The sequence below is a fragment of the Paenibacillus harenae genome (assembly GCF_030812415.1).
GTDB classification, from domain to species: domain Bacteria; phylum Bacillota; class Bacilli; order Paenibacillales; family Paenibacillaceae; genus Pristimantibacillus; species Pristimantibacillus harenae_A.
In genome coordinates this window covers 367,480-390,647 of record NZ_JAUSST010000007.1, presented here as the reverse complement: position 1 = coordinate 390,647, position 23,168 = coordinate 367,480, and the positions used below count along the sequence as shown (strand labels likewise).

General features: G+C 51.7%; 15 protein-coding genes, 11 tRNA genes and 1 rRNA gene. 26 read left to right on the top strand and 1 reads right to left on the bottom strand.

The features are described 5' to 3' along the window. The 16 genes from J2T14_RS25720 to ppc all read left to right on the top strand — a co-directional run. Window positions 1-132 (top strand): 23S ribosomal RNA (locus J2T14_RS25720); the annotation flags it as partial. A gap of 118 nt (window positions 133-250) precedes the next feature. After that, window positions 251-326, top strand: a tRNA-Asn gene (locus tag J2T14_RS25715). 5 nt (window positions 327-331) lie between these two features. Continuing rightward, window positions 332-407, top strand: a tRNA-Thr gene (locus tag J2T14_RS25710). Window positions 408-452: 45 nt separating this feature from the next. Then, window positions 453-527: transfer RNA gene (locus J2T14_RS25705), tRNA-Glu, on the top strand. A 5-nt stretch (window positions 528-532) separates the two neighbouring features. Next, window positions 533-608, top strand: a tRNA-Val gene (locus J2T14_RS25700). A gap of 9 nt (window positions 609-617) precedes the next feature. Beyond that, window positions 618-692, top strand: a tRNA-Gln gene (locus J2T14_RS25695). A 9-nt stretch (window positions 693-701) separates the two neighbouring features. Continuing rightward, window positions 702-777: transfer RNA gene (locus tag J2T14_RS25690), tRNA-Lys, on the top strand. Window positions 778-799: 22 nt separating this feature from the next. After that, window positions 800-882 (top strand) — tRNA-Leu (locus J2T14_RS25685). A 97-nt stretch (window positions 883-979) separates the two neighbouring features. After that, window positions 980-2,602, top strand: coding sequence for an alkaline phosphatase family protein (locus tag J2T14_RS25680; RefSeq protein WP_307475490.1), 1,623 nt, complete (start codon window positions 980-982; stop codon window positions 2,600-2,602). Window positions 2,603-2,687: 85 nt separating this feature from the next. After that, entirely contained in the window at window positions 2,688-5,138 is a 2,451-nt protein-coding gene (locus tag J2T14_RS25675) for a phosphodiester glycosidase family protein (RefSeq protein WP_307475488.1), read from the top strand. Between the two features lie 223 nt (window positions 5,139-5,361). Further along, entirely contained in the window at window positions 5,362-6,216 is an 855-nt protein-coding gene (locus J2T14_RS25670; protein ID WP_307475486.1) for an ABC transporter ATP-binding protein, read from the top strand. Window positions 6,217-6,413: 197 nt separating this feature from the next. Then, window positions 6,414-6,488 (top strand) — tRNA-Gly (locus J2T14_RS25665). Window positions 6,489-6,495: 7 nt separating this feature from the next. Then, window positions 6,496-6,572, top strand: a tRNA-Arg gene (locus J2T14_RS25660). Between the two features lie 30 nt (window positions 6,573-6,602). Further along, window positions 6,603-6,679, top strand: a tRNA-Pro gene (locus J2T14_RS25655). A gap of 8 nt (window positions 6,680-6,687) precedes the next feature. After that, window positions 6,688-6,761, top strand: a tRNA-Gly gene (locus J2T14_RS25650). Between the two features lie 812 nt (window positions 6,762-7,573). Beyond that, complete coding sequence (gene ppc, locus J2T14_RS25645) at window positions 7,574-10,378, top strand: phosphoenolpyruvate carboxylase (protein WP_307475484.1); 2,805 nt, start codon at window positions 7,574-7,576, stop codon at window positions 10,376-10,378. A gap of 187 nt (window positions 10,379-10,565) precedes the next feature. On the opposite strand, the gene J2T14_RS25640 is transcribed toward ppc, so the two are convergent. Next, window positions 10,566-11,792 carry a peptidase gene (locus tag J2T14_RS25640; RefSeq protein ID WP_307475482.1) on the bottom strand — a complete coding sequence of 409 codons (1,227 nt, stop codon included), beginning with the start codon at window positions 11,790-11,792 and terminating at the stop codon, window positions 10,566-10,568. A 232-nt stretch (window positions 11,793-12,024) separates the two neighbouring features. On the opposite strand from J2T14_RS25640, the gene J2T14_RS25635 reads away from it, so the two are divergent. From J2T14_RS25635 to J2T14_RS25595, 10 genes are all read left to right on the top strand, one after another. Next, on the top strand, window positions 12,025-13,164 hold the full coding sequence (locus J2T14_RS25635) for a S1C family serine protease (protein ID WP_307475480.1): 1,140 nt from the start codon (window positions 12,025-12,027) through the stop codon (window positions 13,162-13,164). A gap of 173 nt (window positions 13,165-13,337) precedes the next feature. After that, window positions 13,338-14,261: an EamA family transporter gene (locus tag J2T14_RS25630; protein WP_307475478.1), complete on the top strand. Its 924-nt coding sequence runs from the start codon at window positions 13,338-13,340 to the stop codon at window positions 14,259-14,261. 11 nt (window positions 14,262-14,272) lie between these two features. Continuing rightward, window positions 14,273-14,830, top strand: coding sequence for an RNA polymerase sigma factor SigW (gene sigW, locus J2T14_RS25625; RefSeq protein WP_373458209.1), 558 nt, complete (start codon window positions 14,273-14,275; stop codon window positions 14,828-14,830). A gap of 234 nt (window positions 14,831-15,064) precedes the next feature. Beyond that, complete coding sequence (locus J2T14_RS25620) at window positions 15,065-15,703, top strand: anti-sigma factor family protein (protein ID WP_373458208.1); 639 nt, start codon at window positions 15,065-15,067, stop codon at window positions 15,701-15,703. Between the two features lie 207 nt (window positions 15,704-15,910). Continuing rightward, window positions 15,911-16,759 carry a diadenylate cyclase CdaA gene (gene cdaA / locus J2T14_RS25615; RefSeq protein WP_307204908.1) on the top strand — a complete coding sequence of 283 codons (849 nt, stop codon included), beginning with the start codon at window positions 15,911-15,913 and terminating at the stop codon, window positions 16,757-16,759. Continuing rightward, window positions 16,752-18,152, top strand: coding sequence for a CdaR family protein (locus tag J2T14_RS25610; protein ID WP_307475473.1), 1,401 nt, complete (start codon window positions 16,752-16,754; stop codon window positions 18,150-18,152). The genes cdaA and J2T14_RS25610 overlap by 8 nt, the downstream gene beginning before the upstream one ends. A 47-nt stretch (window positions 18,153-18,199) precedes the next feature. Then, on the top strand, window positions 18,200-19,540 hold the full coding sequence (gene glmM / locus J2T14_RS25605; RefSeq protein WP_307204910.1) for a phosphoglucosamine mutase: 1,341 nt from the start codon (window positions 18,200-18,202) through the stop codon (window positions 19,538-19,540). 635 nt (window positions 19,541-20,175) lie between these two features. Next, on the top strand, window positions 20,176-22,008 hold the full coding sequence (gene glmS / locus J2T14_RS25600; protein WP_307475471.1) for a glutamine--fructose-6-phosphate transaminase (isomerizing): 1,833 nt from the start codon (window positions 20,176-20,178) through the stop codon (window positions 22,006-22,008). A 314-nt stretch (window positions 22,009-22,322) separates the two neighbouring features. Beyond that, window positions 22,323-22,457 carry a tubby C-terminal domain-like protein gene (locus J2T14_RS31105; RefSeq protein ID WP_444939717.1) on the top strand — a complete coding sequence of 45 codons (135 nt, stop codon included), beginning with the start codon at window positions 22,323-22,325 and terminating at the stop codon, window positions 22,455-22,457. Between the two features lie 225 nt (window positions 22,458-22,682). Continuing rightward, complete coding sequence (locus tag J2T14_RS25595; protein ID WP_307475469.1) at window positions 22,683-23,093, top strand: hypothetical protein; 411 nt, start codon at window positions 22,683-22,685, stop codon at window positions 23,091-23,093. The last annotated feature ends 75 nt before the right edge of the window (window positions 23,094-23,168 follow it).

Sequence of the window (23,168 nt, the reverse complement as noted above, 5' to 3'; positions counted from 1 at the left end):
CGTGAAGCCCCCCTCAAGATGAGATTTCCCAGTATGTAAGACCCCTTGAAGACGACGAGGTTGATAGGTTCGGGGTGGAAGCACAGCAATGTGTGCAGCTGACGAATACTAATCGGTCGAGGGCTTATCCTAAAACGCTTATATGGTCCATACAACCTGTAAGCAACAGCTAAAGTTCGGCAAGGCAATCTTTCGTATCCAGTTTTCAAGGCGCAATGCCTTGAGATTCAACCGCACCTCTTTGTAATGTTCCCTGATAGCTCAGTTGGTAGAGCACTCGACTGTTAATCGAGTTGTCACAGGTTCGAGTCCTGTTCGGGGAGCCATTCATGCTCTCATAGCTCAGTAGGTAGAGTGCATCCATGGTAAGGATGAGGTCACCGGTTCGATCCCGGTTGAGAGCTCCAGATCACTTTACATAAGTGAATATAAGCTTCAATCAATCACAGCACGGCCCGTTGGTCAAGGGGTTAAGACACCTCCCTTTCACGGAGGTAACAGGGGTTCGAATCCCCTACGGGTCACCATTCATGGAGGATTAGCTCAGCTGGGAGAGCATCTGCCTTACAAGCAGAGGGTCGGCGGTTCGATCCCGTCATCCTCCACCATATCGCTGCTGGGGATTAGCCAAGCGGTAAGGCAACGGACTTTGACTCCGTCATTCTCAGGTTCGATCCCTGAATCCCCAGCCATTTTAGCACGAGCCATTAGCTCAGTTGGTAGAGCACCTGACTTTTAATCAGGGTGTCGAAGGTTCGAGTCCTTCATGGCTCACCATAGTTTTAACCGCATCACCCACGCGCGTATGGCGGAATTGGCAGACGCACCAGACTTAGGATCTGGCGGGCGACCGTGGGGGTTCAAGTCCCTCTACGCGCACCATATTATGAAGAAACCCTTGGAGATCAAGGGTTTTTTGCTGTTTATTTTTAGTTATTTAGGGGATTTTATAACTAAAACATACCGGAGGATAAATCGATTGCGAATATTGAAGATTAGAATTGGCATGATCGCGCTTTTACTTCTATCGCTTCTCGTTTGCAGTTGTTCGAAACCGAATCCTAAAGAGACGGATTTGCTGCATATTGCCTCTAAGGCTCGACAGCAAGAGAAATCCGGAAAGGCAGAGCACAAAAAAGTCATTTTGCTTGTAGCTGATTCTCTTTTGTACCAATCGATCGACCACGGCTTGAAGGAGAAATCGCTGCCGGCTATTAAGAGCTTGATTGATCATGGACAATATTATAAAAACGTAGTCAGCTCGTTCCCGACAATGTCGGTTACGATAGATACCACTTTGTTAACGGGGGCTTACCCGAATGAACATGGATTGCCCGGCCTCATCTGGTACTCGGAAGATGAGAATCGCATCGTCAATTATGGAACAGGACCAATGGAGATAATCAAGCAAGGCATTAAGGAGATTGCCGACGACACGCTAGTAAACTTGAACGGAAAGCATATTAAGCAAACGGCGAAAACCATTTATGAAGAAATCGATAAGGCGGATAAGATTACAACAGGATCTATTAACGGCTTAATCTACCGAGGCCCGACCGCGCATAAGCTGTCCATACCGCAGTGGATAAAGACGCCGATCTCGCTTCCCGATCCGATTAAGGTGAAAGGTCCTGATTTCTTATCGTTCGGCGTTTTCACCAATCCGCTCGCGGATAAAGTGAAGCTTCCCGTTCAAATTACGGATCGCTTAGGATTCACGAACGAATTTGCGCTTCAGACGACGGAGTATTTGATCCGTCATCAATTATTGCCCGATTTTTTGTACGTGTATTTGCCTGATTTGGATCAGAAGCTTCATCGCCGTGGACCGGACGATATGGATGGCGTGATTAAGCTGGATAATCAGTTGCAGAGGCTATTGCAAGCCTTCGGTTCAACAGAGAAAGCGATACAGGAAGTCGTCATTATGGTAATCGGCGATAGCGGAATGAGCGATATTTTGCCGAAAGACCAGGATCCGATCGTAGACCTTACCAAGCTGCTGAAGGATTATCGGATTCAGAAGCCTGGAGCTGACATTACCGGGGATACGGAGATTGTCTTAGCGGTCAACGAGACGATGGCTTACGTATATAAACTCCATACGCAGCAGACGCTCCCAAACATAGCAGGCAAATTAATGAATGATAAAAGGATCGATCTCATCGCTTGGAGGGAAGGCGATTGGATACGGGCTCGCCAAGGGGGGACGGGACGCTCTTTGTCGTATCGCGCCGGAGGACGATGGAAGGATGAATACGGTCAAAGTTGGACCTGGGAAGGCGATGCCTCCGTTATGGGGATGGGGGTCGATCAGAAACGAAGTCGCTTGAGTTACGGCCAGTTTCCGGATGGTTTGCAACGACTATCGGGCGCACTGCATTCGCACAAAGGGCAATTTTTCGTTGTAACGACGAAGGAAGGCTATGAGTTGACGGGAGGGAGCTCCCCGGAGCATACAGGAGGCGCCGGGCATGGCGCGATGAATGCGAATGTTTCGTTAGTGCCGCTAATTGTTGCGGGCACGAATCATAAACCGGATAAACTGCGGATGGTGGATATGAAAGACTACATTTTGGACTTAATCCGGGAGCGGCAGTAAACTCTATTGTTCATTTTTCTTATATGACTGACGATATAGTTCTGTATAACTAGGAACAATATTGGAACTAAGGGAGTATGAGGAAATGTCGAGAGAGAGAAGAACGATAAGGGGAGTCGCGATTGCGCTGTCTGTTGCGATAGGATGCACGTTCGGCGGGGGAAGCGTACCGTTATTATGTAAATCCGGGAAGCCAGAAGCGGCGATTGCGGCATCGGCAACGGCGGACGTTGCTAAGCCGGAGATTGAGTATTGGCGTAAGGCAGGCGACGGTACGCTGTATGGGCCTCAACTTATAGCAGCCGGCAAGCTGGTCACGGTAGCTTCAAACGGCTGGATCAACTACTTGGACGGCAGTGGAAGGTCGCTTAAACGGTTGAATGCCTATACGGATCTTTCGGCTCCAGCCGTTAATAAACAAGGGCAAATGTACGTTGCCGGGAAGAGTGCTAGGCTGTACCTTTATGACAGCGCGGGTGTCGGTGGACAGGCGGCTCTTTATTATTTCTCGGGCAAAACGGAAAATTTGCAGCCGTCGAAGACGGTGACTGACGGCGGGGGATTGCCGTATTTTGCTTATCAGAACGCCATCTTATCGCTTGATAAGGATGGAGCGAAGAAAGCTGCGCTGCTTCCGAAGGAGGTATCGGTGACTGCGATTGTGGAGGCTGGGAAGGGCGTTTATGCGATTGGCAGCAACGGTGTGCTGTATGCGGTGCAGGGGGAAGCGATTACGTGGGAGGCGGCGCTTCAGAAGCCGCTCATGGGAGCGAAGCTAGCCGCCGATCGTAGAGGCGGCGTCGTGCTTGTTGCGCCGCAGGCGGTAGCGGCCTATGAAGCGGACGGCACAGTCCGCTTCAGTCGCGAGCTCGCCGCCGCAGCGGCAGGGGGCTGGACCGAGCCGGTAATGGCTACCGGCCCGGACAGCGCAGAGACGGCAGTTGCCGCCGAGCTTAGCGGCAATGCCATCGTGGCCTTCCGCGCGGATACCGGCGCGGAAGCATGGCGCGTGAGCGCCACCGGGGCGGGCGGCTTCGCGCCCGCCGCGTTGACGCTGGCGCCTGCGGCTGCTGCGCCGGCGTCAGCGCCTGGAGCTAGCGCCGGCGTCATCCTCGCCGGCGCCCGCTCGGGCGCGGTGTATGCGATCGACGGCTCTGCCGGTCGAGTCGCATACACCTATAAGGGCAATGCCGCGCTGCCAGTCAGCGGCATTGCAGCGCTGGGTGGCGGACGGATCGCCTACGCGTCCGCCGATAAGCTAATCGTGGCGGGCCCCTATCGGTCCGTCGCGGTGACGTACGCGGCAGCGGCGATCTCGCTGCCGCTCCATGCGCGGCTCCTGCTCACGGACAAGCTGAAGCTGTCAGCTCCCGTCGCCGTCAGCTATGCCTCGGGCAATCCGGCCGTTGCCCGCATCGACGAGAAAGGCATGATTACGACTGTCTCCGTAGGCTCGACAAACATCTCTGTCGTCGTAACGACAGAGGGCTACAAAGGCGAGCTGAAGCTGCCGATCAAAGTAACAGCGGCCACTTTGGCACACAAAACCAAGCATGAGCTGAAGATAGTGAAGGTCGGCAATCAGTCGTATTCCGTCCAAACGGTGGCCATTCCGAAAGGGATGCCCGTGACCGTCGGGTTAGCCAGCCGCAAAGTCGGGGTCGTGCAGCAGTTAAGCGGCATCGCCAAATCCTATAACGCCGAAGCAGCGATTAACGCAACTTACTTCGAAGCTTATGGCGGCATTCCTGAGCCGTACGGCACCGTGATTACCGAAGGCAAGGTCGAGCATATCGGCAATACGGGCACGGCGATCGGCTTCACCTGGGACGGTACGGTTGTGATGGATACGCTGCGGGTTAAGATTTTAGGAGGAACGAACGGCTCCTATCAGTCCCCGAGCAACTGGTACGCCTACTTCGTGAATCGGACGCCCGTCGCTGGTTCGACTTCGGCTATTATGTTCACGCCCAAGCGTGGCGCTAAGATAGGCTTCGCCTTCGGAACAGCGGTTACGCTTCGCAAAGGCATCGTTACGAAAATAACCAAAAACACGAATGCCGACATCCCGTCAGACGGCTACGTACTCGTCTATACGGGAGCGGAGGAGAAGCTGGCTAACCGCTTTAAAGTCGGTACGAAAGTCGAGTATAAAATATCGATGACGAATATGGCCGGACAGGCGATCAGTTGGAGCAGAGTTCATACGGCAGTTGCTGCCGGACCGCGCCTTGTCACGAACGGGAAGCTGACAGTCAATCCGGCTCCGGAAGGGTTCAGCAGCCCGAGGATCTTAACCGATTCGGCAACCAGAAGCGCGATTCTCGTGAAAAAGGACGGATCGATTGTTCTCGCGACGGTTGGAGCTGCAACGATCAAGCAGTGGGGCCAGATTATGGTCGCGCTCGGCGCTCAGCAAGCGATGAACTTGGACGGCGGGGCTTCCTCAGGTCTATATGCCCAAGGCGAAATCATTACCGCTCCGGGACGACTTATAAGCAATGCGCTCGTATTCGGCAATAAGCTGAAATGGTAAGTTTACGGTAAGGGGAGGATGTGGCCGTCATAGAACGGTCACATCCTTTGCTTTGTATGAAGACAGAGTGAAGGTTTGATGAAAGAAAGACATTGACATTGTCAGTGATAACCATTATCATTATTTACGTAGTGATAATCGTTATCACATTTTACCTAATAACGCTAATTATTTATATTGAGATATAGCCTGAACCAGGCAGCGGAAGGAGCGTGCATGTCTAATGATTCGTCTTACGACTTCGAATCTCGACATTGCTTATGATGATCGTCTCATCGTTCAAGATTTAAACATTGCAATTCCTCAAGGGAAAATTACGGCGCTTGTTGGAGCGAACGGCTCCGGCAAATCGACGATCCTGAAGACGATGGCCCGCATTATGATTCCATCCAAAGGCAATGTACTTCTAGACGGCAAATCCATTCATAAGCAATCGACGAAGGATGTGGCGAAACAGCTTGCCATTCTCCCGCAAAATCCTACCGCACCCGACGGCCTAACGGTATCCGAGCTTGTCTCGTACGGCCGCTTTCCTTATCAGAAGGGCTTCGGCTCGATGACAAAGCAGGATCGGGAGATCGTGCAATGGGCGGTCGAAGCGACGGGCATGTCCGAATTCGCCGATCGACCGGTCGATCATCTATCCGGCGGTCAGCGCCAGCGTGCTTGGATCGCCATGGCTTTGGCTCAAGAGACCGATATTTTGTTCCTTGACGAGCCGACGACATTCCTCGATATGGCGCATCAGCTTGAAGTGCTTCATTTGCTGCAGAAGCTCAATGAATATAACAATCGTACGGTCGTAATGGTTGTCCATGATCTGAATCATGCGTCGCGGTATGCGCATCATATGATTGCGATCAAGACGGGCAAGGTTGTAGGCGAAGGTTCGCCGATTGAAGTCATAACGCCGGAGATTATGCGCGAAGTGTTCAATATCGAGGCAGATATCGTACCGGATCCGCGTTCAGGCGTACCGCTGTGCTTGCCGTTCGCGCTTGCCGCTCAGCCGACTGCGGATAAAGTGATGATGGGCCGTTCAGAGCCGGAAGTGGTTATGGCTGCTGCTGGCGCCTAGCTCTATAATTGAAGGCCGTGCTTCCTCAGTGGAACACGGCTTTATTTACTTTTTTTGAGGGTAGAGCATCGGATTTCAGCTGTTTCAAAAAAAGTTGAAGTTTTTCTTAAAAAACACTTGCAATCTGTTTCTCTGAGTGATATATTATTACTTGTCGCCGCGATGATAACTAACAGAAACGGCTGACGAAACAACGTGCGGAAGTGGCTCAGCGGTAGAGCATCGCCTTGCCAAGGCGAGGGTCGCGGGTTCGATTCCCGTCTTCCGCTCCATAAGATTGCGGCCTTAGCTCAGCTGGATAGAGCGTTTGACTACGAATCAAAAGGTCAGGAGTTCGAATCTCTTAGGCCGCGCCATCTTTACTCAATTGCAAGTTTCACTTAATTCGGGATGTAGCTCAGCTTGGTAGAGCACCTGGTTTGGGACCAGGGGGTCGCATGTTCAAATCGTGTCATCCCGACCATTTTGTTTGCGGGTGTAGTTCAATGGTAGAACTTTAGCCTTCCAAGCTAATAGCGTGGGTTCGATTCCCATCACCCGCTCCATAACGAAACGACAAGAACCTGATAGGGTTCTTTTTTGTTATGGAGACAAAGAGGGGAGAGAATTCCCACACGCTACAGGCGTGGGTTCGACCGACCGTTAAGGCTGAGCGAAGCAAGCCGTCAAGGTCGAGCGTCAACTTTTCGACAGGACAAAGCGAATAAACGCTTTTAGACGAAAAGTTGAGTATTCCCATCACCCGCTCCATAACGAAACGACAAGAACCTGATAGGGTTCTTTTTTTGTTATGGAGACAAAGAGGGGAGAGAATTCCCACACGCTACAGGCGTGGGTTCGACCGACCGTTAAGGCTGAGTGTCAACTTTTCGACAGGACAAAGCGAATAAACGCTTTTAGACGAAAAGTTGAGTATTCCCATCACACGCTCATCATTTCCGAATGTACGAAGCCTTGATCATCAAGGCTTATTTTGCTTTTATAGATCACCAGGATAGAGAACCATCTGATGTAACAAATTAAGGGAATGCGGTAGACGGGAGGAGTAAGCCTGCTGCTCCGTTTTTAATGCTATCCCTCGGAATTATTGCCCGGATTCCTTTTCATTAGCCCCTCGGTTCCGGATTCAAACACCGAACATTGCAAATAAACAGGCATGAACCTATTCGGATAGGGGCTTCAACCCTGTTCCGTTTTGTAGTATGATAAGAGAAGTTTATATTCGAGTCAAAAGAGCATTTCTTTTTGCGTGCGCAAAACGAACATTATGCTTATGAAGTTGGTTTTGCATTCGCAAAACTGGAATTACGCTTACGAAGAAAGTTTTGCATGCGCAAAAGTTTGAGGAGGAACAAGTATGTCGGATCAATCAGCATCTACATTGACGGGCAATCGGCCGCAATCGAACAATCTGCTGCGCCGGGATGTCCGTTTTCTAGGGAATATACTTGGCGAAGTGCTTGTGCACCAGGGCGGGCGAGAGCTGCTTGAGATCGTCGAGCAAATCCGCGAGACGAGCAAGGCGCTGCGCGCGGAATTCGTGCCGGAGTTATTCGAACAATTTAAAGGAACGATCTCGTCCCTGAGCCCGGAAATCCGGCATCAGGTTATTCGGGCGTTCGCGATTTACTTCCAGCTTGTCAACATTGCCGAGCAAAATCATCGTATTAGACGGAAACGCGACTACGAGGTATCGGCAGGCGAATCGGTACAACGCGGCTCGATCGAAAGCGCGGTTCAAGAGTTGAAGGAACGCGGCATCGCGATTGAAGACGTGCAAGACATTTTAAGCGGGATTTCGCTGGAACTTGTCATGACGGCACATCCGACGGAAGCTACGCGCCGTGCGGTGCTCGATATCCATAAGCGTATCTCTAATGACGTTATGGAGCTGGACAACCCTACGCTTACGTTCCGCGAGCGCGAGAAGCTGCATGAGAAGCTGACGAACGAAGTTCTTATTTTGTGGCAAACGGACGAGCTGCGCGATCGCAAACCTACCGTTATTGATGAAGTGCGCAACGGCCTGTACTATTTTGACGAAACGTTATTCGAGGTATTGCCTAGCGTCTATGAAGAGCTGGAGCGCTGCCTGGGCAAATATTATCCGGACGAGAAGTGGCATGTGCCTGACTATCTGCGCTTCGGCTCTTGGATCGGCGGCGACCGTGACGGTAACCCGTCCGTAACCGCGAAGGTAACATGGGAGACGTTGACGCTTCATCGTCAGCTTGCGATCCGCAAGTATGAAGAGAAGCTGAACGGCCTGATGGATGTACTCAGCTTCAGCACGAACCTTGTTCAAGTGTCCGATGAGCTGGTTGAATCGATCAGACTAGACCGCGAGCATGTCGAGCTGAAATGCGTTGACCTGTGGAGAAATACGAAAGAGCCTTACCGCATCAAGCTTGGCTTCATGCTGGAGAAGCTCGCGAATACGCGCGGCGAGTCGCTGAAGGGCTCGGCGATGCGCTACAACCATCCGAACGAGCTTCGCGAGGATCTGCTTGTTATCGACCGCAGCCTTCGTCATCACTTCGCCGATTATGTAGCTGACACGAATGTCGCTACGCTTGTTCGCCAAGTGGAGCTGTTCGGTTTCCACCTGATGGCGCTTGACGTGCGTCAGCATAGCCAAGAGCACGAGAACGCGATGAGCGAGATTTTGGCCAAAATGAATATCGTTTCCGATTACGCTTCGCTTTCCGAAGATGAGAAGTCGGACCTGCTGCATCGTTTGCTTAACGATCCGCGTCCGCTTACGTCCAGCCATCTGGACTACTCGGCTTCGACGCGCGAATGCTTGGACGTATACCATACGATCTATCGCGCACAGCAAGAATTCGGCGTAAACTGTATTTCCAGCTACCTGATCAGCATGACGGAAGCGGCAAGCGATATGCTTGAGGTTATGGTGTTCGCGAAGGAAGTCGGCTTGTTCCGCCAGGAATCGGACGGCACGGTTCGCTGCACGCTGCAATCCGTTCCATTGTTCGAGACGATTGACGACCTTCATGCAGCTCCTGGCATTATGAAGCAGCTGTTCGAGATGCCGATCTATCGTCAAGCGGTTGAAGCACGAGGCAACCTGCATGAAATTATGCTTGGTTACTCCGACAGCAACAAAGACGGCGGCGTTGTCACAGCGAACTGGGAGTTGCGCGTTGCGCTGAACGACATTACGGCTGCCGGCAAGGAATACGACGTGAAGCTGAAGTTCTTCCACGGACGCGGCGGCGCACTCGGTCGCGGCGGCATGCCGCTGAACCGTAGCATCCTTGCACAGCCTCCGCATACGGTGGGCGGCGGCATTAAGATTACCGAGCAAGGCGAGGTTCTCTCCTCCCGTTACTCGATGCAAGGCATCGCTTACCGCAGCTTGGAGCAAGCGACTTGGGCGCTCATCACAGCGGCGCGTCTGGCAAAATATCCGGAGCAAGCTCAGCAATCGGAACCGGAGTGGGATGACATTGCCCGTTCGATCTCCGAGACGGCGCTTACGAAGTACCAAGATCTGATCTTCCGCGATCCGGACTTCTTGACGTACTTCAAGGAATCGACGCCGCTGCCTGAGGTTGGCGAGCTGAACATCGGTTCTCGTCCGTCGAAGCGGAAGAACAGCGATCGTTTCGAAGACTTGCGTGCGATTCCTTGGGTATTCGCATGGACGCAAAGCCGTTACTTGCTGCCGGCATGGTATGCGGCGGGTACGGCGTTGAAGCAGTACGCAGGAGATGATAAAGACAAGCTTAAGACGCTTGGCACGATGTACGAGAAGTTCCCGTTCTTCCGTACGCTGATCGACAATTTGCAAATGGCGCTGGCAAAGGCCGATCTTGTGATCGCGAAGGAATATGCGGATATGATCTCGGACAAAACGATTCGCGACCGCATCTTCGTCCAAATCGAGCAAGAGTACAAGCTGACTTCGGAGATGATTCTTGCCATTACGGGTCAAACGGAAATTTTGGATAACGTGCCAGTCATTCAAGAATCGATCCGTCTGCGCAACCCGTACGTCGATCCGCTCAGCTACATGCAAGTGCAATTGCTGACGGAGCTTCGCGCATTGCGTGCCGACGATCAAGACGATCCCGAGCTGCTCCGCGAGGTACTCCTTACAATCAACGGAATTGCGGCAGGCCTTCGTAATACGGGCTAATGCTACAAATAAGAAGAGGCGTTACAGGAATCAAATCCTGTAACGCCTCTTTGTTTGTTGTATGTCTAGAGAACGTCTATGTTGGATATTTGCCTTAACTTCAGTTCTGCAGGAATCCAACATAGCTTCAACAAAACTTCGACGGGCGCTTCCCAATAATCAAATACCGCTCTCCGCTCCGTACCAATTACTCTGCGGTACCAACAGCGTTGTCATTATTCACGATAACGATCTCTGCGTTCGTCATGCCCGGGATGGAGTCCGTCAATTCGTTTGCATGGTAAGCGACGATTTTGCTTCCGGCAACAAATCCGCTATCGAAGCCCAGCGAATAGATCACTTGCGTAGCTTCGCCGATGTTCAAAATAATGTCGTTGCTCGTGGAATCATCCGAACCGACATTCACGTACACTTGATCTTTTCCTGCGCGATCGGATGCTTCGATTGTGCCTTCCACTTTATTGCTCTGAGCAGCCTTCACCACAAGCTTATCGGCATGTGTCTGGGCTGGATAGATCATTGTCATTACCTCGCCGTAATACGCCTCTACGCGCGCATCCTGCTTCAGCGCATCGGCTGTCAGGCTCTCGCCTTTCTCGTTCACGATCTCCGTCTGCTCATCAACCGTCAGGATGACGTAATTCACGCCGCCTTGCTCCATCGGATTGCCGATGACCGTTATTTGCTTATCTGCGATGTTCGTAATGATGCCATCCGTGCCCGGAGGAACTTGCTCCTCGATGTCGGTGTTCACCACGAGGTACTTGGTCGTCGATTGCGGCGGGATGCTCTTCGTGACTGCTGGTCCGTATATAGATCTAACCGTCATGCCCGTCTTGATCACGTCAGCTTTGATCGCTTGACCGTTCTGATCGAAGATTTGGACATTATCCGCAAAATGCAGCACAACCGTTTCCTCGGAAGACGAATAAATATTCGAACCCGTTACGACAATGCCGTTATCTTGCACTTCGCCGACCGTTCCCTCGATACCGGTGAAGCTGTTGTCTTGGACGACGAGCGTCAGCGCCGTTCCGCGTGCGGGAAGACTTTTCGTAATATTAGGGCCGTAGAACGCCTTAACGACCTTTTTCTCGTCGATGATTGTTTTCAGAGCTACGGTCTTGCCTCTGGCATCAATAATCTTCGTATCTTTCGTTATGTTCAGGATCATTTCGTTCTGGTCGGTAATCGCGAGTCCGCGACCTTTGACCGTTATGAATTTACCGGAGGCGTCGTTGACGAAGTCGGTGATCTGGCCCCAAACGGCAGGCACTGCTATGGCTTGCTTAACGATCTGCCCTTGTCCGGTATGGATGGGTGCCGGCGGGATGTCCTGCGCGCCAGCAGTCAGCGGTACGGCAGCAAGTGCCATAATGGATGCGGTCGCTAAAACTTTGTACATTTTGTTCATCTGTCGTTCCTCCTGTTGATACGTCATTGTTTGGTTACCTACTCATAGACGAGGCAAATGGTGGAATGTTGCAGGAGGTTAATCGCGGTCGCTCATCCTCGAATGATTTCGATGAAGTTTTTCTTATGTTCCTTTATAAGACAGTTAAGTTTGCTTTAAGGTACATCCTGCATGATAGAAACATAGCTAATCGAACTAGTAAATAATAAATAGTCTTAGGAGGATGATCGACATGAACGAGAAGGACAAATATACGGCTCATAACGGAACTTCGCATACGAATACGCAGGATACAATGGGCACGAAGACGAGCACGACTTACGTCTATGATTCCCAACTGCAGAAGAAGCCGTCGGAGCTTCAAGCTTCCTATGAGAAAGAACTCGGCATGCACATGGATCTCATGTCCGTAGGAGGCGGCCATCGCTCCAAGCGAAGCCACAACTCGACCCGGACGATGCTGGCGTCGTTCCTTATCGGCGCCATGGTCGTAGGCGGCTTCGCGTACGCAGCAGACCGCAACAACTTATTCAGCGGCGGCAGCGCGGCTGCAGGCTCCGGAACTGCCCAGGTTGCAAACGGCTCCGCACAGCAGGATGCGGGACTTACGACCGCGTCGCTTGGCTCGGACGCGACCGTCGCGCAAATCTACGAGGCGGCAAGTCCCGCCGTCGTTAAGATCGAGACATATACCGAGGCGAGCAGACAGAGCACGATGATGGACGATCCGTTGTTCCGTCAGTTTTTCGGCGGAGAAAGAGGCGGCGAGCAAGGGCGGGAGCAGGAAGAGCAGCAACCGTCCGACCAGTCCAGCAGCAGCGAGCTTGCGCTTAGCGGCTCCGGGACAGGCTTTTTCTTCGAATCGGATGGCTACATTCTGACCAACGAGCATGTCGTGTCCGGAGCTAAGGAAGTGAAGGTAACCGTCCAAGGCTATGACGAGCCGCTTACGGCACAAGTGGTGGGATCAAGCTATGAGCTTGACCTTGCGGTGCTGAAAGTGACAAGCCCGGACGGCAAGGCGTTCCCTTCGCTTGAGCTTGGCAACTCCGACGAGACGCGAATCGGCGACTCGGTCATCGCGATCGGCAACCCTTATGGTTTCGACCAGACGATGACGATGGGCGTGCTTAGCGCGAAGGAGCGTCCGATCACGATTGCGGACGACCAGGGCGAGCATGAATACGAGCATCTGCTGCAGACGGACGCATCGATCAATCCCGGCAACTCCGGCGGTCCGCTGCTCAACGAGGAGGGACAAGTCATCGGCATTAATACGGCGGTTAATGCAGAGGCCCAAGGCATTGGCTTCGCGATCCCCACGACGACGATTTCGAAAGTTCTGGAGCAATTGAAGACGAATACGCTGTAAACGGAGAGGGCATTCATATAGGGAGCAGTAGTCAGGAACGAAATCATCCTGGCTGCTGCTTGTTTATTTTAATAGAACAAACATGAATCCCCGACCTAGGTCGATTGCCGACCCGTTGCCTTAACGATATAATAATCAGAATGGTTGGCATGGCGGTGCAGGAGGAACGAAGCGTGAAGCAGTCGAAATCGTATTGGTTTTCGGTCATTATTGTACTATTCGGCGCGGCCTGCTACGGCGTCTTGTCGCCTATCGTCAAGCTTGCTTACGATGCGGGCTTCAGCTTCGAGCAAATTACGGTGCATCAGATCGGCATTAGCGTCGTATTGCTATGGTTGCTCGTGCTGCTTCGGCCGAAGCTATGGCGGAATCCTTTTCGCCGCGGTAAATGGATCATGCTGGCGATTGTCGGCATTTTCGGCTTATGTCTCACGACAGTCTTCTATAATATGGCTTTGCAGCGGCTGGAAGCATCTTTCTCAATTGTCTTGCTTTTTCAGTTCATGTGGATTACGATTTTGCTAGAATGTTTACGAATTCGAAGGTTTCCGAGAAAGCTGGAGCTTGCGGCGATTGCCGTAGCGATGGCCGGCACGCTTCTTGCGGCAGGTTTGTTCGAGGAAGCGGGTCTTGCGCGAATGGATTGGATCGGGGTAGGCTATGGCCTGGCCTCGGCTGTTACGTATAGCTTGTTCTTGTTCCTGACGGGACTTATCGACACGGATCATGATCCGGTTATGAAATCCGCGATGATGATGTCGTTCGGCTTCATTGCTATCGCTTTGCTGTATGGATCCGGGTCATGGGCCGGCGAGGCGGAATGGGAAATGCTCGGATGGGGAACGGCACTGGCGCTGCTTGGCAGCGTGCTGCCGGCGATCTGCTTCAATGCAGGCATTCCGAAGATCGGAAGCGGGCTCGCCTCGCTGCTTGGCGCGGTGGAACTGCCGGTCGCCGTCGTGAGCGCTTGGCTTTTCATTAACGAGAAGCTAAGTTCGGGCAACATAATAGGCATCATACTTATATTGATTGGAATCGCCGTTGCAGAGCATTCTGCAAGGCGAACGACCGTACGCACGGAACGTTTGGAGGAGTAAAGGTGAATGTAATGGAGGCACGCTTGGCGCGCCTGTCGCTGAAGGGCGATCAGGGAGCGTTCGCCGAGCTTGTGAGCCTGTACCAGGATAAGCTGTTTCATATGGCATACCGAATGCTGAACAATCGCCAGGAATCCGAGGACGTTGTTCAGGATACGTTTCTTCGCGTATACAAAAACTTGGACAGGTACGATGAAAATTTAAAATTTTCGACATGGATTTATAGAATTGCTACCAACTTATGTATTGACCGATTGCGGAAGCGCAAGCCGGTATATTCGCTCGACGCGGAATCTACCGAACATGAAGGGCTCGACGGCTACTCGATGATTCCAAGCGATGACCGTACGCCGGAGACGGAGCTGTTGTTGTCGGACACGCAGCGCATTATCCATCAGGCGATCGAGACGCTGCCGCCTAAGTACAAGACGGTGATGACGCTTCGGTACATGCAGGATTTGTCCTTGCAGGAAATTGGCGATATTATGGATATGCCGGTCACAACGATTAAGACAAGGGTTCACCGGGGACGGGAGTTTCTGCGCAAGAAGCTCGAGCATAAGCTGTAGGCAGTTGCCCATGCATCCAAAATGGGAGAAAAAAGCGGCGGAAAAAAGTGAAACATCCTGTCATTCATAACGTATCCTATAGCAAGCGTAAAACGGGCCATGCTGATGCAAGACGATCGTGGCTGCTTTTTCGTGGCATTATTAGCGGCAGAGAAGCGATATTTCTGCTGTTTTAGCGTTATTCGGAACAATAAGAACTACTGCGGAAGCAATGGAAAGAAAGGACTGGCTGCCATGAATTGCAACGTCGCCATCGTTTGGATGCATGACTATTTGGACGGCGAGCTGCCGCGTGAAGATATTACGGAGCTGAAGAAGCATTTGCTTTCATGTCCTGCTTGCCGCAACCGGTTTGAACTTTTGGAGAATACGGAATCAGCAGCATTCCGCTCTCTATCGGCGGCTTCGCCGCAATCCGGTTACGACATGCAAGCCTCGGAGCAATTAACGAACAAGATCATGCAGCAGCTGCCGATGAAGAAGGTGAAGACGCGGAACGGCTTCGTTCGGTTTATTTACCGCTACCCGGGCGTGACGGCTGCCGCCGTATTTCTGCTTGTTATGCTTGGAAGCTTCTTCACGTTATGGGAGGAAGATACAAAGCTGGTCGTTGCGGGCGAAGACCTTCAGTATGTTATTATAGAAGGGAACACCGTTATCGTCCCGGAAGGCGCTCATCTAACTGGCGATCTGACCGTGGAGAACGGGCGGGCCGAGGTGCTTGGCGAAGTCGACGGCAACGTAACCGTCATCGACGGTACGCTTAATCTCGCATCGACGGGGCATATTGCAGGGCAGAGCCGCACAATCGATCAGGCGCTTGATTGGTTCTGGTTCAAGGTAACGCAGACTTTTGGCGGTCTAGCCAATTAAAGCGTCATGCCTCCCTCGTGCAGGGAGGTATTTTTGCGTACGGCTTATGCGAACGGTAAAGTTTTATCAAAATAAAGGATTTCCAATCCCAATTATAGAAAATAATAAAGTTGAATTCCGATAATAATCGATAGAAAGCCGAATAGTAAGGCAAAGTATCGGATAAGGCCTGAGAAAACTTAGGTATCGGCTGTTGGGGGTTGGCATATGAGCTATTTCTCGGATTTAACTTGGCATGATTGGTTGAAGGACATCATCGATGTTGGCATAGTCAGCTTTATTATTTATAAAATGATTTTGCTCGTTCGCGGCACGCGTGCCGTTCAATTGCTTAAAGGGATCTTCGTCCTTGTCGGTACGTGGGCGATCAGCACCTGGTTCAATCTGTACACGCTCAAGTGGCTGATGAATCAGATGTTCACGTTCGGGGTCGTTTCGGTGCTTATTATATTTCAGCCGGAATTGCGGCGGGCGCTGGAGCAGCTTGGACGGGGCAAGCTGTTCTCGAGGACGTACTCGATGGAGCGGGACGCGGTGAGCGAACAGGTCGACGGCGTCATTAGAGCGGTTCAGCATATGGCCAGCCGCAAGATCGGGGCATTAATCGTATTCGAGCGGAGCACGGGCGTGAGCGAGCTGATCGAATCCGGCATTCAGATGGAATCGCGGATTACGTCGGAGCTCCTCATTAATATTTTCACGCCGAATACGCCGCTGCATGACGGTGCGGTCATTATTCGGGGCAATCAGATCATGGCTGCGGGCTGTTATTTGCCGCTGTCGGAAAATCCGTTCATTAGCAAGGAGCTTGGAACGCGCCATCGCGCGGCCATTGGGGTTAGCGAGGTAAGCGATGCGATCTCGGTCGTCGTCTCCGAGGAGACGGGGCAGGTGTCGCTGTCGCTGAACGGCATGATCGTCCGCGATATCAACGAAGAGTCGCTTATCTCGAAGCTGTTCGAGGAGCTGACGCCGAAGACAAGCCCGAAGAGCAAGGAGAAGTCGATTATGTCGATTTCGTCGTTCTTCAAGCGGAAAGGAGGAGGCCATGGATAAGTGGCTAAGTCACCCGACTGCGCTTAAAATTATTTCGTTAGTGCTTGCGCTGTTGTTATGGGCGGTCGTGCATATCGATCCCGATTCCTCGCCGCAGACGGTTACATCGTCAATCGATACGAAGACGATTGAAGCGGCGAAGATCAACGTTGAGGGACTCGATACGGAGAAGTTCGCCCTGACGGCGATGGAGCCGACCGTTGTGCGAATCGACGTGCAAGGCAAGCTGTCCGATCTGCTGACGGCTTCCTCGATCGACGATTATAAAGTGATCGTGGATGTTAGCGACGCGAAACCAGGCATTCAGGAATTGCCCCTCGTTGTAAAATTGCCTAAAGGTATTCAGCTCGTATCGATGTCGCCGCGAACGGTAACGGTGCAGATGGAGGAAATCGTAACGAAGACGTTCGATCTGCAGGTCGTTGCGGAGGGCAAGCCGGCGGAAGGTTTTGTCGCGGGAGAACCTGCGGCGGTTACATTCTCGACGGAGACAGGCGAAGCCGGCGTTCAAGTGACTTTGCCCAAGGACGATATGGAGCGCGTCGGAAGCGTCGTGGCGTCCGTTAACATTGAGGGTGCGGACAAGACGGTCACGGAGAAGAAAGCGAAAATCGTCGTCTACGATGCAGACGGCTTGGAAATGACGAATGCGATCGTTGATCCGACCAATATTATGGTCGAGGTCAAGATTACGCTGCCTTTCAAGAAGGTGCCGGTACAGCTTCGTTATACGGGTACTTTGCCGGACGGAGTCAGCATTGAATCGATTAAACCGGGGATTGAAGAGGTTACCGTCTACGGCGATCAGAAAACAGTCGATGGGTTAACGGTCTATGACGGTGTCGTAGTCGACTTGTCGAAGGTGAAGAGCTCCGGGACATTCAATGTGAAGACGCAGCTTATTGACGGCATTAAGTCCGTCGATCCGGAAGAGATCTCGATCAGCGTATTTGTTGATCCGACGGAGACGCGCACTTTTAGCGGTATGACCATAAATATAGAAGAGCTTGCTGAAGGGTTAAAGGCTGTCGTTCGAGCGCCGGAGTCCGGCAAGTACGACTTGACGGTAAGCGGAGCGGGATCCGTCCTCTCCAAGCTGGAAGCAAGTCAGATTACGATTGCAGCGAATGTCGCCGGTCTTGGACCAGGCGTTCATACAATACCGCTGGACATAGCGCTTCCAGCCTATGTGCAGACATCGGTTGGGGACGGCCGGTCGCTATCCGTTACGATCGAGATCGTGGATGAGGGGGCGGCTGGAGCGGGTACGGAAGAGGAACCGCCGTCGGTCGAGACGGGTACGACGCCAACCGATACGCCCGCCGCCACTCCTGATCCGGGAAGCGGTAACGGCAATGCAAGCGGTAACGCAACGAATAGTGGCAATCAATGAAGCAACGGGTCGTTCTTATAACATGTGAATAAAGGAGAAAAATGAAAATGGGGAAATATTTCGGAACTGACGGCGTACGCGGCGTTGCAAATAGAGAGCTTACGCCTGAGCTGGCATACAAGATCGGCCGCTGTGGCGGTTACGTACTTACAAGAAAGGCAGAGAGCCCGGTCGTCGTAATCGGTCTCGATACGCGTATCTCCGGCCCGATGCTGGAATCCGCGCTTATTGCAGGCTTGTTGTCGATTGGCGCTAACGTCGTACGCTTAGGCGTCGTATCGACACCTGCCGTCGCTTATATTACACGCGAGCTTAACGCTGACGCTGGCGTTATGATTTCCGCTTCGCATAATCCGGTCGAGGATAACGGCATTAAGTTTTTCGGCGGCGACGGCTTCAAGCTGTCGGATGACACGGAGCTTGAGATCGAAGCGCTTATCGATGCGGCAGTCGACGAGCTGCCGCGTCCTGAGGGCGGCGAGATAGGCGCTGTATCGATCTATGACGGAGCGAAGCAGCAATACTTGGATTATTTGAAAACGACGATCAAGGGCGATTTCATCGGCCTGAAGATCGTTCTGGACTGCGCGAACGGCGCAGCTTACGAGCTCGCTCCGACCGTATTCCGCGAGCTTGGCGCGGATATCATTACGGTAGGCGCCGAGCCGGACGGCCTTAACATTAATGCGGGCGTCGGTTCGACGCATCCGGAGTATCTGCGCGAGGAAGTGTTGAAGCATGGCGCACATCTGGGCCTCTCCTTCGACGGCGACGCCGATCGCTTGATCGCGATCGACGAGAAGGGGGAAGAAGTGGACGGCGACTTCATTCTATGCATCATCGGCGATGCGATGAAGCGTGCGGGCAAGCTGAACCATGACACGGTCGTAACGACGGTCATGGCCAATATCGGCTTCTTCAAAGGCTCGGAGAAGATTGGTCTGAAGACGGCTCAGACGGCTGTCGGCGACCGTTACGTCATGGAAGAGATGCGTCGCGGCGGCTATAACCTTGGCGGCGAGCAATCCGGCCATGTCATCTTCCTCGATTACATTACGACGGGAGACGGCATTCTGACGGCTCTGCAGCTAGTCGATACGCTGGCGGCATCGGGCAAGAAGCTGAGCGAGCTCAAAGAGCTGATGCGCAAGTTCCCGCAGGTGCTCGTTAACGTTCGTGTCGAAGACAAGAGCCGGTACCAAGGCAATGCAGCAATCGAGGAAGCGGTGAAGCAAGTAGAGAACGAGCTTGGCGACAACGGCCGCGTGCTTGTTCGTCCGTCTGGCACGGAGTCGCTGATCCGCGTCATGGCGGAAGGTCCGGACAAGGATCAAGTGGAAGCTTACGTTGCCCAGATCGCTGACGTCGTTAAAAGTGAGCTTGGTTAATGGTAAAACATGTTATTCTACTTGAAGGGCGGCCTAATGGGCTGCCTTATTGTAGAATCCGATAGATAGCTCGAAGGCTGAGAAGACGGACCGGCTGGGTAGGGAACCCGGCTGGTCCTTGTTTTTGGCAGGCTAGTGCCGCTAAAGGACATGCAAATGTCATATTTGGCAGCTGGTAAGCTGTCCATTTTCAGAAAACAGGTTGCAGAAAGCACCCAGATTGAATATGATAGAGTATGATTCAAGAAGGAAAGCGAGGGTAGAGGTTAAATAAGCAACATAAGCGCCAGAGCTTGCGTGATAAATGGAGTGCGGTTAGTAAACACTTTATTTATACGGGAAGCTGACGAGGTGAAGGTGTTCGGAACATTCGGCGGGGACCTTCCGGTAAAACAAGCCAACCGAAAGCCGCAAATCAAAGAGGCCGGGCGACCAGTCTTACAAAATTGCGGCAGGCTGATATTGATCCCGTATGTCCAAGATGCTGCCTGCGGGGCGAGCACGGGCAGAAGGGTTACATTTTATCGCAACGTTTGGGATTAATTTGTGACAACTTCATAGTGCTTGTGCCGCACATTGGCAAGGCCGGCATCCGGGCGAAGGCGGGAAATACACCTTACGGAGGCTTATTAAATATGTGTGGAATAGTTGGATATATTGGTAAAAGGGATTCGCAGGACATTTTGATCGAAGGCTTGAAGAAACTGGAGTACCGCGGTTACGATTCCGCAGGTATCGCTGTTTTCACCAAGAACGGACTGGAAATTACAAAATCCAAAGGACGTTTGGCTAATCTCGAAGATAAGCTGAAAGGCGATCCGCTGGAAGGCTCCGTCGGTATCGGCCATACACGCTGGGCAACGCATGGCAAGCCGTCGGACGTGAACTCGCATCCGCATACGGACAACTCGGCGAAGTTCTCTGTCGTGCATAACGGCATTATCGAAAATTATCTGGATTTGAAGGATGAGCTTGCTGCGAAAGGCCATGTATTCGTGTCGGAGACGGATACGGAGATCATCTCTCATCTGATTGCCGAAGAATACGACGGCAATATTGTCGAAGCGGTGCAACGTGCTGTGAAGCGCATGCGCGGAGCATACGCGCTTGGCGTCTTGACAGAGTATGAGCCAGAGCGCTTGGTAGCCGTACGTTTCGCAAGCCCGCTCGTTATCGGTATCGGCGAAGGCGAGAACTTCATCGGATCCGACATTCCGGCGATCCTCGAGCATACTCGCAACGTCTATATTTTGGACGACGGCGAAATGGCCGTATTGACACGTAATGGTGTCGAACTGATGACGACAGAAGGCGAAATTATTTCCAAGGAAATATTTCATGTCGATTGGGATCTAGTAACGGCGGAGAAAGCCGGTTACGATCACTTCATGCTCAAGGAAATTTACGAGCAGCCGAAGGCGTATCGCGACACGATGCTTGGCCGCATTGCCGATGACAACAAATCGGTATTCTTGAAAGAACTTACAATGACTTCCGAATATATCAAATCGATTCGCAAGGTGCATATCGTCGCTTGCGGTACGGCGTACCACGCAGGACTTGTCGGTAAATCGGTCATCGAGTCACTTGCCCGCATACCGGCAGAAAACGATGTCGCATCCGAGTATCGCTACCGTTCGCCAATTATCACGCCTGACACGCTTGTTATCGTTGTGAGCCAATCCGGCGAGACAGCGGATACGCTGGCAGCGCTGCGCGAAGCGAAACGCAATGGGGCTCGCGTCCTCGCGATCACGAACGTAGTCGGCAGCTCGGTTGCCCGTGAAGCGGACGATGTGATCGTCACTTGGGCAGGACCTGAAATCGCGGTTGCTTCGACCAAAGCTTACACATCGCAGCTGATCGCGTTCTACCTGTTCGGCTTGCATCTGGCTGGCGTGCTTGGCACGCAAGAGCAATCCGCAGTCGAAGAGCTGATCGCAGGTCTGCACCAGTTGCCTGAGCAAGTGGAGAGCATTCTGGAGCAATCCGTTGTGCTGAAGCAAGTGGCGGAATCGATCTCGCATCACAAGAGCCTATTCTTCATCGGCCGCGGCGTAGACTACGCTGTCGCGCAAGAAGGATCGCTCAAGCTGAAAGAAATCTCGTATATTCACTCCGAAGCTTACGCGGCAGGCGAGTTGAAGCACGGTACGCTCGCGCTGATCGAGGACGGCATTCCGGTTATCGCGCTCGTTACTCAAGAAGCGCTATACGAGAAAACGCTCAGCAACATCAAAGAAGTGAAAGCACGCGGAGCACACGTCCTCGGTATCGCTAACGCCGGCTTCGAAGCCGAAGCGGCAAAATCCGTCGACGAGCTGTTCACGATTCCGAAGACGCTGCCGCTTCTAACGCCAGCCCTTTCGGTCTTGCCGCTTCAATTGATTTCGTACTACGCTTCGCTGGCTTTGGGTCATGACGTTGATAAGCCGCGGAATTTGGCGAAGAGCGTGACGGTGGAGTAAGAGGAGATTAGTAAACAGAAAAAATGTTCAGTGACATTAAAGTTGGTGTCTTGACAATATAGTTGGTGCCTTTTCAATATAGTATGTGATTTAACATTATAGTTAAGTTCTGCTGATTCACTACAATAAAGTTTTGTTCTGAGCAGAAGCAGCTAAGTGTCTGGTGATAAAAAAGTGTTGGCCCATCAAGTTAGTCCCGATGATGTGATTCATGTCATCGGGACTCTTTTTTTATCTTAAAGGGGTGTTAGAATGGCTTCGGTTGGGGAAAGGATTAAACGGATTAGAAAGTTATATGAGTATAACCAAGTTGAATTTTCAAATATGATAGGGGTCTCACAAGAACGGAATGGCTCAAGGCAGAGTTGGAGATCGAAGCTGCTTCCCCAATCCAAGAACCGGAATTTTTCGTCGCTTTGTTCCACTGTATCTTCTATATTGGCGATTAAAATAGGACTCGGATGGCGATAGTGAAGCGGATTTTCGGCATTTGTTAACGTTAACGGGACACGTTATTTCCATCCAGCAACTAAGACGAGGCTGCCGGAAAGATCGGCAGCCTCATTAAGCGCTTTTGGGCAGGATTATTCAACCACCCTTCAATTGCAAGGTCGAGGTAACATTCTCACCAGTCAGAACGTCTAATAAGCAATTTGGGAAAAGAGGAATGTAAAATGAGACTTCGAATGATTATTGTCATCATTGCTTGTATTGCTGTTATAACAGGTTGCAACGAGAAAACAATATCAATAGTTCAAATCAAAGACTTGTTTGAAAAACAAGGTATTCCCCTAGAAGAGCCAACAGAATTAAATAAAGAGAGTGTATTTTTAATGACCTTGAATGGTGTCGCACCTGAGCCTTTTATAATCAATGACGATCAGTTAATCAGCATTTATATTTATTCTTCCGGTAGTGGTGCTAAGAAGGGAATAAGAGATTTTGAAGATAAGACGGCAGCTGCTGATGTGGCAGCACATGAAAAATATCAAGTTGGCAATGTGTTGATCATTTATGACAACGAAAGCTTTAAAGATGTTCGAGTTGAACAGGTGATTAAGGAAATCCAATCTCTTGTGTCCTAGTTTAACTCGATCCTCATCTGAAGATGTCGGATTTCGTCGATTTCGCCTATTTTCTTTAAATAATCATTGGTCAGC

Excerpts from the sequence above, each read along its gene's own strand:
- glmS (WP_307475471.1), top strand. The coding sequence starts at position 20,176 with ATGTGTGGAATAGTTGGATATATTGGTAAAAGGGATTCGCAGGACATT.
- ppc (WP_307475484.1), top strand. The coding sequence starts at position 7,574 with ATGTCGGATCAATCAGCATCTACATTGACGGGCAATCGGCCGCAATCG.
- J2T14_RS25670 (WP_307475486.1), top strand. The coding sequence starts at position 5,362 with ATGATTCGTCTTACGACTTCGAATCTCGACATTGCTTATGATGATCGT.
- J2T14_RS25595 (WP_307475469.1), top strand. The coding sequence starts at position 22,683 with ATGAGACTTCGAATGATTATTGTCATCATTGCTTGTATTGCTGTTATA.
- glmM (WP_307204910.1), top strand. The coding sequence starts at position 18,200 with ATGGGGAAATATTTCGGAACTGACGGCGTACGCGGCGTTGCAAATAGA.
- J2T14_RS25635 (WP_307475480.1), top strand. The coding sequence starts at position 12,025 with ATGAACGAGAAGGACAAATATACGGCTCATAACGGAACTTCGCATACG.
- J2T14_RS25620 (WP_373458208.1), top strand. The coding sequence starts at position 15,065 with ATGAATTGCAACGTCGCCATCGTTTGGATGCATGACTATTTGGACGGC.
- sigW (WP_373458209.1), top strand. The coding sequence starts at position 14,273 with ATGGAGGCACGCTTGGCGCGCCTGTCGCTGAAGGGCGATCAGGGAGCG.
- J2T14_RS25675 (WP_307475488.1), top strand. The coding sequence starts at position 2,688 with ATGTCGAGAGAGAGAAGAACGATAAGGGGAGTCGCGATTGCGCTGTCT.
- cdaA (WP_307204908.1), top strand. The coding sequence starts at position 15,911 with ATGAGCTATTTCTCGGATTTAACTTGGCATGATTGGTTGAAGGACATC.
- J2T14_RS25610 (WP_307475473.1), top strand. The coding sequence starts at position 16,752 with ATGGATAAGTGGCTAAGTCACCCGACTGCGCTTAAAATTATTTCGTTA.
- J2T14_RS25640 (WP_307475482.1), bottom strand. The coding sequence starts at position 11,792 with ATGAACAAAATGTACAAAGTTTTAGCGACCGCATCCATTATGGCACTT.